The organism is Micromonospora sp. CPM1 (assembly GCF_023896895.1).
Lineage (GTDB): Bacteria > Actinomycetota > Actinomycetes > Mycobacteriales > Micromonosporaceae > Micromonospora > Micromonospora tulbaghiae.
Window position 1 is genome coordinate 24373 of the sequence record NZ_JAMHIU010000006.1, and the last position, 13459, is coordinate 37831.

The window sequence follows — 13459 nt, forward strand, 5'->3', positions numbered from 1 at the left end:
TCCGAGGGCCGTCTCGTACCAGGATCTCGGGCGGTCGGGTGCAGGGCGAGGCGGGCGCCGGTGAGCTTCCACAACCCGAAGATGCCGTGGTCCAAGCTGGAGCAGGTGCTCTCCGGGCGGGCCAAGGGCGAGCGGCACCTGCACGTGGTGGAGCCGCACGTGGTCGACCCGCTCGCGGTCGACGCCGACGGGGGCGACTCACCGGCCTGGAGCCGCAAACGCCAGGAGTACCGGCCGCCGGAGCTGGCCCGCCCGGACGGCGTGGTGCCGTACGCGGAGCTGCACGCGCACTCAAACTTCAGCTTCCTCGACGGGGCCAGCCACCCGGAGGAGCTGGCCGAGGAGGCGGCCCGGCTCGGGCTGACCGCACTCGCCGTCACCGACCACGACGGCTTCTACGGCGTGGTGCGCTTCGCCGAGGCGGCCCGCGCGCTGCGGCTGCCGACGATCTTCGGCGCGGAACTGTCCCTCGGGCTGCCCGGCCCGCAGAACGGTGAACCCGACCCGCTCGGCCGGCACCTGCTGGTGCTCGCGCACGGCCACGAGGGGTACGCGCGCCTGGCCGCCACCATCTCCCGCGCCCAGCTGCGCGGCGGGGAGAAGGGCCGCCCGGTCTACGGCGAGCTGGAGGAGATCGCCGACGAGCTGCGCGACCACGTGCTGGTGCTCACCGGCTGCCGCAAGGGGCACGTGCCCGCGGCGCTGCTCACCGAGGGCGTCGACGCGGCGGCCCGCGAGCTGGACCGGCTCACCGCGCTGTTCGGCGCGGAGACGGTGGCGGTGGAGCTGACCGACCACGGCCACCCGGTCGACGCCGACCGCAACGACGCGCTCGCCGAGCTGGCCGCCGCGGCCGGGCTGCCCACGGTGGCCACCAACAACGTGCACTACGCCACCCCGGGACGGCGGCGGCTGGCCACCACCGTCGCCGCGGTGCGGGCCCGGCGCAGCCTCGACGAGATCGACGGCTGGCTGCCCGCCGCGGCCACCGCCCACCTGCGCAGCGGCGCGGAGATGGCGGCGCGGTTCGCCGCGTACCCGGGGGCGGTGGCGCGGGCCGCGGAATACGGTGCGGAACTCGCCTTCGACCTCCAGCTCGTGGCGCCGAAGCTGCCGGCGTACCCGGTGCCGCCCGGGCACACCGAGATGAGCTGGCTGCGCCGGCTGACCATGGACGGCGCCCGCGAGCGCTACGGCCCGCCCGAGGCGCACCCGGAGGCGTACGCGCAGCTGGAACACGAGCTGCGGATGATCGAAGACCTCGGTTTCCCCGGCTACTTCCTGGTGGTCTACGACATCGTCGCGTTCTGCCGCGCGCAGGACATCTACTGCCAGGGCCGGGGGTCGGCGGCCAACTCGGCGGTCTGCTACGCGCTGCGCATCACCAACGTGGACGCGGTCCGGCACCGGCTGCTGTTCGAACGGTTCCTCGCCCCGGAACGCGACGGCCCGCCCGACATCGACGTGGACATCGAGTCCGACCGCCGGGAGGAGGTCATCCAGCACGTCTACGCCCGCTACGGCCGGGAGCACACCGCCCAGGTCGCCAACGTCATCTCGTACCGGCCCCGGTCGGCGGTGCGCGACGTGGCCAAGGCGTTCGGCTTCTCGCCCGGCCAGCAGGACGCCTGGAGCAAGCAGATCGACAGGTGGGGTTCGGTCGCCGCGGTCGACGTGGCGGACATCCCGGAGCAGGTGGTCGCGTACGCCAACGAGCTGCAGACCTTCCCCCGGCACCTGGGCATCCACTCCGGCGGCATGGTGATCTGCGACCGGCCGGTGATCGAGGTGTGCCCGGTGGAGTGGGGCCGGATGCCCGGCCGCAGCGTGCTCCAGTGGGACAAGGACGACTGCGCCGCCGTCGGCCTGGTCAAGTTCGACCTGCTCGGCCTCGGCATGCTCTCGGCGCTGCACTACGGCTACGACCTGATCGGGTCCAGCCTCGACCTGGGCGACATGGACCTGGACGACCCCGAGGTCTACGACATGCTCTGCCGGGCCGACTCGGTGGGCGTGTTCCAGGTGGAGAGCCGCGCCCAGATGGCCACGCTGCCCCGGCTCAAGCCCCGCGAGTTCTACGACCTGGTGGTGGAGGTGGCGCTGATCCGGCCCGGCCCGATCCAGGGCGGCTCGGTGCACCCGTACATCCGGCGCAAGAACGGCCAGGAGCCGGTCACGTACGCGCACCCGCTGATGCGCAACGCGCTGGAGAAGACGCTCGGCGTACCGCTGTTCCAGGAGCAGCTCATGCAGCTCGCCATCGACCTGGCCGGGTTCGACGCGGCCGGCGCCGACCAGCTGCGCCGGGCCATGGGGGCGAAACGCTCGGTGGAGCGGATGGCGCAGATCGCCGACCGGCTCTACGCCGGGATGGCCGAGCGGGGCATCACCGGCGAGCTGGCCGACGACGTCTACCGCAAGCTCACCGCGTTCGCCAGCTACGGCTTCCCGGAGAGCCACGCGATGAGCTTCGCCTACCTGGTGTACGCCAGCTCGTGGCTCAAGCGCTACCACCCGGGCCCGTTCCTGGCCGCGCTGCTCAACGCCCAGCCGATGGGCTTCTACTCGCCGCAGACGCTCGCCGACGACGCCCGCCGGCACGGCGTCGAGGTGCGCCGGCCGGACATCAACGCCAGCGGCGCCAAGGCGGTGCTGGAGTCCACCCCGCAGACCCGGTGGGGCAGCGTGCCGGGCGAGCCGCCGCACGCCTGGGGACTGGGCGGCCCGGCGGTACGGCTCGGGCTGGGCAGCGTCCGTACCCTCGGCGAGGACGTGGCCGAGCGGATCGAGGCGGAGCGGACCGCGCACGGGCCGTACCGGGACATGCCGGACCTGGCCCGCCGCGTCGGTCTCACCGCCGCGCAGCTGGAGGCGCTGGCCACCGCTGACGCCTTCGCCTGTTTCGGGCTGACCCGGCGGCAGGCCCTCTGGGCCGCCGGCGCGGCGGCCCAGGACCGGCCCGGCCGGCTGCCCGGCACGGTGACCGGCGCGGACCCGCCCACACTGCCCGGCATGGCCGCGGTGGACCGCCTGGTCGCCGACGTCTGGGCCACCGGTCTGTCCCCGGAGAGCCACCCGGCCCGGTTCATCCGGGACCGGCTCGACGAACTGGGCGCGGTGCCGATCGCCCGCCTCGGCCAGGTGCCGCCCGGGCAGCGGATCCGGGTCGGCGGGATCGTCACCCACCGGCAGCGTCCGGCGACCGCCGGCGGCGTCACGTTCCTCAACCTGGAGGACGAGACCGGGATGCTCAATGTCACTTGCTCCCCGGGGTTGTGGCAGAGATACCGTCGAATCGCCCGCACCAGCGGAGCACTGGTGGTGCGGGGCCGGCTGCAGCGGCACGAGGGCGTCACGAACCTCACCGCGGACCGGCTGGACGCGATCGAGCCCCCCGTCACACCGGCATCCAGGGATTTCCGTTGATGGAGTGATCCACATTACGGTTTCCGTGAGCCGGAGGCGGGAGACTCCCGACGCGGGTGGGCAGAGTGGCCCACCCGGGGTATGGGGGATGAACAGATGACCTTTCACCGCACGTACGCCGGTGGCGTAGCAAACGCCCGACGGACCCGCCTCGGCGCCGACTGGGCGCCCACCCACGAGGCCGAGCCGCGGGAATACCAGGTGACCGACGGCCCGGTGGCCAACCACCAGCGCTCCCGCGCCGAGGACGACCCCGCCGGCGGCGGCGAGTCCTGAACCCGGGCCGGGGGGTGACTAGGCTCGGCGCGTGGAGCAGATCCGAACCCTCACCCCCCGCACCGCCGTCATCTGGTCGGTGCTCCGGGCCGAGCTGGACCGGCGGGCCGGCGAACGACTCTCCGTGCTCGACGTCGGCGGCGGGACCGGCGGCTTCGCCGTCCCGCTCGCCGAGGCCGGTCACCGGGTCACCGTGGTCGACGCCAGCCCCGACGCGCTCGCCGCGCTGACCCGCCGGGCCGCCGAGGCCGGGGTCGCCGATCGGGTACGCGCGACGCAGGGCGACGCCGACGCGCTCACCGGACTCGTCGAACCGGCCACCGTGGACCTGGTGCTCTGCCACTCCGTCCTCGAAGTGGTCGACGACCCGGAACCGGTGATGTCCGCGCTGGTCACCGCGTTGCGCCCGGGTGGCGCGGCGAGCGTGCTCGTCGCCGGCCGGGCCGCCGCCGTGTTCGGCCGGGCGATGAACGGGCAACTGGACGCCGCCGCCGCGCTCGCCGCCGACCCGCGCGGCACCACCGGCGGCCGGGACACGCTGCGCCGCCGCTACGACACCACCGACGCGAGCGCGCTGCTCACCGCCGCCGGCCTCGTCGTGGAGGAGATCCACGGGGTACGGGTGCTCGCCGACCTGCTCCCGGCCGCGGTCGCCGACGGGCAGCAGGCCGCCCTGGTGGAACTGGAGCGCGCCCTGGCTGCCCGGTCCCCGTACCGCGATCTCGCCGCCCAGCTGCACCTGTTCGCCCGCCGCCCGGCATGACCGGCCCGGCCCCCGATCCGGCTCCCGGCCCGCTGGACCGGGTGGCGCCCCGCTACGACGGCGGCGGCCTGACCGACGTGCTGCCCAGCGCGCTGGCGCTGCTCGGCGTGCCGGGCGCGGCCGACCGGCTCGGCCTGGCCCCGCGCCTGACCGGGATACGCCGGATCGCGGTGCTGCTCGTCGACGGCCTCGGCTGGTACCAGATCCCCACCGCCGCCCCGTACGCCCCGACGCTCGCCGGCCTGGCCGCCACCGTCGGCCGGCCACTCACCACCGGCTTCCCGTCCACCACGCCGACCAGCCTGGTCAGCCTCGGCACCGGCACCGGGTCAGGCGCGCACGGCGTACTCGGCTTCACGGTCCGGGTGCCCGGCACCGACCGGGTGCTCAACCACGTCGACTGGGCCGGCGACCCGGACCCGGCGAGCTGGCAGCCGGTGCCCACCTGGTACCAGCGGGCGCGTGCCGCCGGGGTCGCCGTGACAGTGGTCAGCCGTCCCGAGTTCGCCGGCAGCGGCCTGACGCTCGCCGCCAACCGGGGCGGCGACTACCGGGGCGCGGCCGGCGTCGACGCGCTCGCCGCCCGGATGCTGGCGGCGCTCGCCGCCGGGGACGGGCCCGCACTCGTCTCCGGCTACCACCCCGACCTGGACCGGCACGGGCACCTCAGCGGCGTGGACTCCGCGCCCTGGCGGGCCGCCGCCGCCGACGTGGACACGCTGCTGGCCCGGCTCGTCGACGGGCTGCCGCCGGACGCCGCGCTGCTGGTCACCGCCGACCACGGCCAGCTCGACGTGCCCGCCGCGCACCGGATCGACCTGGACACCGACCCCCGCCTGCGGGCCGGGGTACGGGTGGTCGCCGGTGAGCCCCGGGTCCGCTACCTGCACGTCGAGCCGGGTGCCGAGGCCGACGTGACGGCCGCCTGGACCGAGGTGCTGGGCCCGGCCGCGCACGTGCTGACCCGGGCCGAGGCGGTGGCGACCGGCTGGTTCGGGCCGGTGCCCGAGGCACACCTGACCCGGATCGGCGACGTGGTGGTGGTCTGCCGGGACACGTACGCGGTGGTCGCCACCCGCTCCGAGCCGCCGATGGCGTCGCGGCTGGTGGCGTACCACGGCGCGGACACCGCCGCCGAGATGACGATCCCGCTGCTGGTGGTCCGCGGCTGACCCCGGTTCGTCTGTGCCTCTGCGCTGTCTCCTGGGTTGGCCCCGCCTCGTCCGGGGCCGGCGGGCGGTCGCCGTGGGGTTGTCGGACCGGCGGGCTAGCCTGCTGACATGGGCCGTAGCCAGTCGTTGCCCCGAGGCGGTGACCCGCGCTTCGGGCCGGACGCCGACGACACCGGCTGCACCGTCCTGCACGTCGACATGGACGCGTTCTACGCCTCGGTGGAGGTCCGCCGCCGGCCCGAGCTGCGCGGCCGGCCGGTGGTGGTGGGCGGCGTCGGGCCGCGCGGCGTGGTCAGCTCCGCCAGCTACGAGGCCCGGCGGTACGGCGTCCGCAGCGCCATGCCCACCGCCCGCGCCCGCGCGCTCTGCCCCGGCGCGGTCTACCTCCCGCCCGACTTCACCGCCTACACCGAGGCGTCGCGGGCGGTCATGCGGATCTTCCGGGACGTCACGCCCCTGGTCGAGCCGCTCTCGCTGGACGAGGCGTTCCTCGACGTGGCGGGCGCCCGCCGGCTGTTCGGCCGGCCCGCCGACATCGCCGCGCTGATCCGCCGCCGGGTCGCCGAGGAACAGCGACTGACCTGCTCGGTCGGCGTGGGGCCGAGCAAGTTCGTGGCCAAGCTCGGCTCCACCCGGGCCAAACCCGACGGCCTGCTCGTGGTCCCGGCCGCCCGGGTGCTGGAGTTCCTGCACCCGCTGCCGGTGTCCGCGCTGTGGGGCGTGGGGGAGCGTTCCGCGGACGCGCTGCGCCGCCTCGGCCTGCGTACCGTGCGCGACCTCGCCGAGGCACCGGCGGGCCTGCTGCGCCGGGCGGTGGGCGAGGCGTCCGCCACCCACCTGCACGAGCTGGCGTGGGGGCGTGACCCGCGCGCGGTCACGCCCGAGCAGGTGGAGAAGTCGATCGGCGCGGAGGTCACGTTCGACACCGACGTGAGCGACCCGGACGAGATCCGGCGGTCCCTGCTCGCCCTTGCCGACAAGGCCGGCGCTCGGCTGCGGGCGGCCGGACAGGTGGGCCGCACCGTGTCGCTCAAGGTCCGCTTCGCCGACTTCCGGACGGTCAGCCGCTCCCGCACGCTCGCCGTGCCCACCGACACCGCCCGGGAGATGTTCGACACGGCCTGGGCGCTGTGGGGTGCGCTGGCCCCGGGCGAGCCGGTTCGGCTGGTCGGTGTCCGGATGGAAGGTCTCGCCCCCGCAGGGGAGACCCCGCAGCAGCTCACCCTTGGTGCGCCCGAGCGCGGCTGGCGCGAGGCGGAGGCGGCGGCCGACGCCGCGGCTGCCCGATTCGGGCGGTCCGTCATAGGTCCGGCCAGTCTTCTCGGCCGTCGTGATACACGACAAGTCGAAAAACCGACCCGGCCGTAGGTCGTCCCGCTTTCCGACGCGCGGGGGCCCTCGTAGACTTGCGGGTAAGCAGCCGGTTGGCTGCCACGGTCTGTCGGCCCGACCGGGCCGACCAACGTGACCGGGGAGGAGTGCCGTGCCGCTCTCGGAGCACGAGCAGCGGCTGTTCGAGCAGATCGAGCGGTCGCTTGCCGAGGACCCCAAGTTCGCCTCGGCCGTGCGCGCCAGCGACCCGCGTTTCCATGCGCGGCGTCGCGTGCTCGTCGCTGCCGGCGTGGTCGTCGCTGGTCTGGCCCTGTTGATCTACGGTGCCGTGATCAAGATTCCTGCGGTGGCCGTGGCGGGTTTCGTCGTCATGCTGGCCTCGTTGGGCTACGCGGTGCAGTCGCACCGCCGATCCCAGTCGCCCGACCTGCACGTGGTCGGCGGCACAACGAGCCGGCGTCGTCCCCGTGGCCGCAGTGGTGGTGGCGGTGGTGGTGGCCGTCGGGGCTCCTTCCTCGACCGGATGGAGGACCGCTGGCGGCAGCGCCCGGAGGGCCACCGCTGACCGCGTCCCGCCCCTGAACCGGGGGCGGGAAACCGGCGGCGCCTCCGTAGCAGGTCGGCAAGCGCCGCCGGGGCGACCTGCTGCCGGTCGCCGCGGCACACGCGGGCGAGGGCGCTCGCTCAGTCGTGCCCGAAATCGAGTTCACCGTCCCGCCGCGGCGGGACAACCTCCCGGTACGCCTCCCGTGGACACCGCCGCGCCTCCGTCAGCGCGTTGATGCGCGCCCGGTTCGCACCCCGCCCGGGCTGTCACCGTAGAGCCTCCCCGCCTCAACGTGACACCACCTGCCCGAGCTGCCCGGCCGTCACCCAAGCCCTCGCTCCCCACGCGATCTTGCACTTCCGGCCCGAACCGTGCCCCGAATGCCTCCCTCGCGTGGCTTCTCCCGCGCGATCTTGCACTGCCGGCCCGCGCCGCCCCGATGTCTCCCGCACGATCTTGCACTTTCGGCCCGATCTGTGCCCTGAATGTCCCGTTCGCCCGGGCCCGGACTGCAAGATCGCGGATCACCACGGACTGGGCGAACAACGCGCTCACCGCCACCGCGGCGGCGGCGGGCTGCCCAGCCCGTCCGCCCCCTCAATCACGCGCCGCCCGGCAGGCGGGATTCGCCGCCCGTATCCCGGGCGCCGCCGTAGATCTTGGTACGAAAGCGCCCCTATGGGGTCCGTTTCGTACCAAGATCTCGCGTGCGTCCGCGCGGGGCAGCGGCCCAGAAGCGGTGATCAAGGAGTTTGTGTCGTCGGCGGGGCTGGAACTGGACACAAACTCCTTGATCAACGATGAGGGCGGGGCGGGCAGGCGGGCGGGAGGGAGGGGGTCAGCGGGCAGGGCGGCCGGCCAGGAGGCGGCGAGGGCTCCAGCGCGTCATCTGCTGCCGGACCTGACCGCTCGTGGTGACCACCCGGGCCGACCGCTCTGCCAGACCGGTACGCCAGCGTTGCAGCACCGACGGGGGCAGCAGCGCGGCCAGCAGCCGGGTGCGGCGATCCGCGCCCGCCGCCAGCGCGCCCCGGACCGTGCGCAGCGCCGCCGGCAACCCGGCGTCGGTCAGCGGGTCACGGGCGTACCGGGCGCGTTCCTCGGCCCGGCCGAGCAGGCGTACCCCGGTCGCGGCGTCCCCCCTCTCGGCGAGCGCCTCCCGGGCCAGCCGCTCGGCGGTGGCCCGTGGGGTCTCCGTGGGGTCGACGCGGACGTGGAAGTCGACGAGCGTGTCGAGCAGTTCGTCCCAGGCGGCGTGCGCGTCGGCGCGGGCCGCCTCGGCGTCCACGCCGACCACGACCGGCCGTGTCTCGCCGCGCTGGCCCGGCACCGGCAGCGCGGTGGCCGCGGGCGCGACCGCGCGGACGCGCCGGCGGCGGCGCAGGGCGGAGCGGCGCAGGGCCGGTACGGCGAGCAGCGCCAGCAGCACCAGCACACCGGCCAGCCACCACGGCCAGACCGGGCTCTCCTCGGCGGGGCCGCCCTGGTTCAGCGCCAGGCCCTGGTCGGTGTCCTTGTCGAGCCGGTCCGCCTCGTTCGGCCCGGCCGACGGTCCGGCCGCGTCGGGAGCGCTGGTGCTGCCGGTCGAGGGGGTGGTCTCCTCGGGGGCGTCGATGTCCGGCGCCCACGCCGAGCGGACCGAGCCCGGCACGGCCGCCGCCGGGGTGGCGTCGAACGGCACCCAGCCGATCGCGGGGCCGAAGTTGACCTCGGTCCAGGCGTGCAGGTTGCGGTTGGTCAGCACGTACGCGTCGCCGTCGGCCTTGCTGCCGTTGCTGAACCCGACCGCGACCCGGGCCGGGATGCCGGCGGCCCGGACCAGCCAGGCCATCGCTGCGGCGTACTGCTGGCAGTAGCCGACCTTGGTGGCGAGGAAGTCGGTGATGTCCTCCCCGCTGCTGCCGTTGCGGGTGGACAGCGAGTACGTGAAGCCGTTCTCCACGGAGAAGTAGTCGTAGATCGCCCGGACCTTGTCGTAGTTGTTCGACTTGCCCTTGACCAGCTCCGCGACCAGCTCCTCGACCGCCGGGACGGACGGCCGTTCGGTCTGCTGCCGCATCACCGGGCTGTCCGAGGGCAGGGACGGGGCCGCGCGCAGCGCCGCCGGGCTGAAGGTGGACCGGACGTAGTCGAACGAGTAGCTCTTGCCGCGGGCGTTGTCCCGGTTGGAGAAGACGACCTGCTGGTTCGGGTCGTACAGCCAGTTGCCGTTGAGGTCGTCGGTCTTGACCGGCTCGGCGTAGACCGGCAGCAACGGCATGTTCAGGTTCTTCGTCACCTCGACGGTGGCGCGGTAGCGCTGCCGGTCGACGCCGCGCGGGGCGTCGTCGCCCGGGTCGGCCAGCGCACGGGCGACCGACCTCCCGGTGGGCACACGTGCCTGGAAGCCGCTGGGCCGCAGGTCGTCGACCACGCCCAGGCGCAGGTAGAACGGGGTCGTCTCGTTGGTGCTGACCTTGACCAGATCGATCACCTCGCTCTGGTTGAGCTGGCCGCTGAGCGCCGCGAACAGGTCGACCCGGCCCGAGCTGCCGCCCTGGCCCGGCCGTCCGTTGCCCTCGCCGGGCCCGGCGCCGACGTTGTTCAGCAGCCCGCCGGTCATCCCGGGCACTGCGAGCGGCAGCGCCACCGCCACGATCACGCCGACCACGGCGAGCCGCCGGCCGGCCGCGGCCAGCGGGGACGCCTCCCAGACGTCCACGTCGCGTCCCTCGCCGGTGAACCGGCGGCCGAACCGGCGTACCCGGTCGACGTTGTCGGTGACCAGCAGCCAGAGGTAACCGGCGGCGCCCACCACGAACGGGGTGGCCGGGACGCTGTCCACGTACACCGCGACCGGCACCGAGTAGATGGCGAGCATCGGCAGGCCGGCCAGCGCGGGCCGGCGCAACCCGACCGCGAGCACGTCCACCACCACGGCGACCGCGCCGATGCCGAGGACCGCGAGGAACAGCAGCGAGTCGACGTCCGGCACCTTCACGCCGTACGAGCGCATGTCCTGCAACGACGTCTGGAGCAGGTCGCCGAAGTGCCCGAACGTGGCCGGGGTCGGCACGAACGCGAGCAGCTCGGTGCCACCGGGGAAGACCCACGTCAGGCCCAGGGTCAGCCCGGCCAGCATGGCCAGCACCTGCCCCCACAGCGGCATCCGGCCCAGCCGGCTCAACGCGGCCGAGCCGGCCACCACGGCGACCACGACGGCGGCCTGGATCAGCCAGGTCCAGCGTTCGAAGATCGCCGACAGCGGGGCCGCCGCCAGCAGCGTCGCCGCCGCGGCGACGAAACCGATGTTGCGGTGCGGGGTCACAGGACCATCCTTCCGGTCATCGCCGTCCGCCGGCCACCGTCTCGGCCATGGCCGCCCGCAGCGCGAAGCCCTGCGAGCCCCGCCCGGCCTGCGGCCACAGCATCGGCAGTCGGGTGCCGTGCTCCACCCCGATGACCCGCCAGCCGCTCTGCAGCAGCGCGAGCGCGGCGGCACCGTGCGCCCGCTCCGCCTCGGTCCGGGCGTTCGGCGGGAGGTTGAGCCAGGTGTTGCTGTCGAGCAGGAACGCCACACAGGTGGCGCCGGTGCCGCGCAGCCCGGCCAGCAGCTCCGCCTCGGCGGTGCCGAGCGTGCCGAGCAGCGCGATGATCAGACCGCCGTCGGCGCGCTGCCGGACCTGCTGCACCAGCGCGGTGATCTCGCCGCGCCGGTCCAGGTGCACGTCGGCGAGGTGGTCGAGCAGCAGTCCCTCGCCGCCGGCCTCGGTGGCGCCGACGTCGGCCCCGTTGCCGGTGACCAGCCGCAGCTTGTAGCCGGCCTCGCGCAGGTGCACGGCGATGCTGGCGGCGGCCGAGACCGCCCACTCGAAGCTGGCCGTCGGGCCCTCGCCCCGGTGCCCGGCGGCGCGGGTGTCGAGCACCACCGTCGCCCGGCTCTCCCACGGCTGCTCCTCGCGGCGCACCATCAGCTCACCGGTGCGGGCGGTGGACTTCCAGTGCACCCGGCGCAGGTCGTCGCCCATCCGGTACTCCCGCGTGGCGGCGTCGTCCTCGCCGTGCACCGCCACCGAGCGGGCCCGGCTGTCGCCGCTGCCGGCGTACTCACCCGGCAGCCGCACCGCGGGCAGCGGGGTGACCTGCGGGATCACCGTGAGGTGGTCGGTGCTGGGGAACGACCGGGTCAGCTCGCACAGCCCGAACGGGTCGGTCAGCCGGATCACCAGCGGCCCTACCTCGTAGCGGCCGCGCACGTCCGCGCGGACCGTGTACGCCACGGAGCTGGCCTGGTGCGCGCCGAGCCGCTCCAGCACCACCCGGGGCCGGCTGCCCAGCGCGTACGGCAGGCGGTCCTCCAGCAGCAGCGTGCCGGTGGGCAGCCGGGACAGGTTCTGCAGCCGCAGCACCACCCGGGAGCTGGCGCCGACCGGCACCCGGTGCGGCTCCAGCGACCGGTTGCAGGCCAGCTTGTACCGGCTGCGTCCGACGTACGCGGCGGCCAGCAGCGGCAGCACGGCGAGCAGGACCGCCACCCGGAGCAGGTCCTTCTCGCCCAGGATGCCGGCGGAGATCGCCGCGGCCACCGCGGCCGCCAGGAAGGAGCGGCCGCGGGTGGTCAGCCCACGCAGGCCGTCACGCACGTCACGGCCTCCGCGGCTCGTACGGCCCGCGGCCGTTGTTGCCGCCGCCGGGCCGGGTGTCGTACGGCGAGCGCTGCCGGTCGTGCGGCAGCGGCAGGCGGTGCACCAGCTCGGAGACGATCGCGTCGGTGGTGCGCCGGGCCAGCTGGGCGTCCGCGGTGGGGATGATCCGGTGCGCCAGCACCGGCACCGCGAGCACCTGGAGGTCGTCCGGCAGGACGTAGTCGCGGCCCTCCAGGGCGGCCACCGCGCGGGCGGTGCGCAGCAGCTGGAGCGTGGCACGCGGGGACGCGCCGAGCCGCAGGTCGGGCGCCTCCCGGGTGGCGGTGACCAGGTCGATCGCGTACTGCTTGACGGCGTCGGCGACGTGCACCTGCCGGACGTGGCCGATCAGCCGGCGGACGGTGGCCGCGTCGGAGACCGGCCGCAGGCCCGGCAGCGGGTCGGTGGCGCCGTGCCCGTCGAGCATGGCCAGCTCTGCGCGCGGGTCCGGGTAGCCCATCGCGATGCGGGCGGTGAACCGGTCGCGCTGCGCCTCGGGCAGCGGGTAGGTGCCCTCCATCTCGATCGGGTTCTGCGTCGCGATCACCATGAACGGCGTCTGCAACTGGTAGGTGACCCCGTCGACGGTGACCTGCCGCTCCTCCATGCACTCCAGCAGCGCCGACTGGGTCTTCGGCGAGGCCCGGTTGATCTCGTCGCCGACCACCAGGTTGGCGAAGACCGCGCCGGGGCGGAACTCGAAGTCGTGCGTCTCCTGGTTGTAGACGCTGACGCCGGTGACGTCGCTGGGAAGCAGGTCGGGGGTGAACTGGATCCGCCGGACCGAGCAGTCGATGGACCGGGCCATCGCCTTGGCGAGCTTGGTCTTGCCGACGCCGGGCACGTCCTCGATGAGCAGGTGACCCTCGGCCAGCAGCACCGCCAGGGCGAGCCGGACGGTGGCGGTCTTGCCCTCGATGACCTGCTCGATGTTGGCCACGATGGCCTCGCTGGCGGCGCGGAACTCGTCGTGCGGCAGCAGACCGCCCACCTCGTCCCAGGTCTGTTGTGTCACGGGCCTCCTCCTCGTCGCCTGGACGGCAGCTCTTTATAGAGCACCTGGACCCGCCGTTGGGTTCGCGACGCCGAGCCTCGTCTGCCGCAGAAATCTCATTGGTATCTCAGGCTAACCATGTTTGTCGTTACTGCCGACTCCCGCAGGTGGTCGGTCGGTTACGCCCGGAATATTCGCCGGACCGGGGGACCGGCCGCCGCGGGTGGAACGGGCGCGCCGCCGCCGAGGGGTGCGAGGTACACTGCCTGCATGGCCGGGTTCTTC

9 protein-coding genes are annotated in these 13459 nt (G+C 74.4%); 6 read left to right on the forward strand and 3 right to left on the reverse strand.

Translation table 11 applies throughout. The features are described 5' to 3' along the window. Positions 1-60 precede the first annotated feature (60 nt). The 6 genes from M8C11_RS09120 to M8C11_RS09145 all read left to right on the forward strand — a co-directional run bounded on the left by M8C11_RS09120 (position 61) and on the right by M8C11_RS09145 (position 7534). Entirely contained in the window at positions 61-3426 is a 3366-nt protein-coding gene (locus tag M8C11_RS09120; protein WP_252449250.1) for an error-prone DNA polymerase, read from the forward strand. Positions 3427-3522: 96 nt separating this feature from the next. Next, positions 3523-3702: a hypothetical protein gene (locus tag M8C11_RS09125; protein WP_252449251.1), complete on the forward strand. Its 180-nt coding sequence runs from the start codon at positions 3523-3525 to the stop codon at positions 3700-3702. Positions 3703-3733: 31 nt separating this feature from the next. Beyond that, a complete protein-coding gene (locus M8C11_RS09130) occupies positions 3734-4465 on the forward strand; it encodes a methyltransferase domain-containing protein (protein ID WP_252449252.1) in 732 nt (243 codons plus the stop codon). Then, on the forward strand, positions 4462-5637 hold the full coding sequence (locus M8C11_RS09135; protein ID WP_252449253.1) for an alkaline phosphatase family protein: 1176 nt from the start codon (positions 4462-4464) through the stop codon (positions 5635-5637). Before M8C11_RS09130 ends, M8C11_RS09135 begins: the two co-directional genes overlap by 4 nt. 108 nt (positions 5638-5745) lie before the next feature. Further along, complete coding sequence (locus M8C11_RS09140; RefSeq protein ID WP_252449254.1) at positions 5746-7005, forward strand: DNA polymerase IV; 1260 nt, start codon at positions 5746-5748, stop codon at positions 7003-7005. Positions 7006-7120: 115 nt separating this feature from the next. Further along, positions 7121-7534 (forward strand): DUF3040 domain-containing protein, encoded by a 414-nt coding sequence (locus M8C11_RS09145; protein ID WP_120568815.1) that lies wholly within the window; start codon positions 7121-7123, stop codon positions 7532-7534. 820 nt (positions 7535-8354) lie between these two features. Here the strand turns inward: M8C11_RS09145 and M8C11_RS09150 are convergent. From M8C11_RS09150 to M8C11_RS09160, 3 genes are read right to left on the reverse strand one after another with little or no spacing between them, the layout of a single operon-like run. Then, positions 8355-10823 (reverse strand): DUF3488 and transglutaminase-like domain-containing protein, encoded by a 2469-nt coding sequence (locus tag M8C11_RS09150; protein ID WP_121684248.1) that lies wholly within the window; start codon positions 10821-10823, stop codon positions 8355-8357. Between the two features lie 16 nt (positions 10824-10839). Then, positions 10840-12138 carry a DUF58 domain-containing protein gene (locus M8C11_RS09155; protein ID WP_121684249.1) on the reverse strand — a complete coding sequence of 433 codons (1299 nt, stop codon included), beginning with the start codon at positions 12136-12138 and terminating at the stop codon, positions 10840-10842. A 1-nt stretch (position 12139) separates the two neighbouring features. Beyond that, entirely contained in the window at positions 12140-13195 is a 1056-nt protein-coding gene (locus M8C11_RS09160; RefSeq protein WP_013287615.1) for a MoxR family ATPase, read from the reverse strand. Positions 13196-13459: the final 264 nt, after the last annotated feature.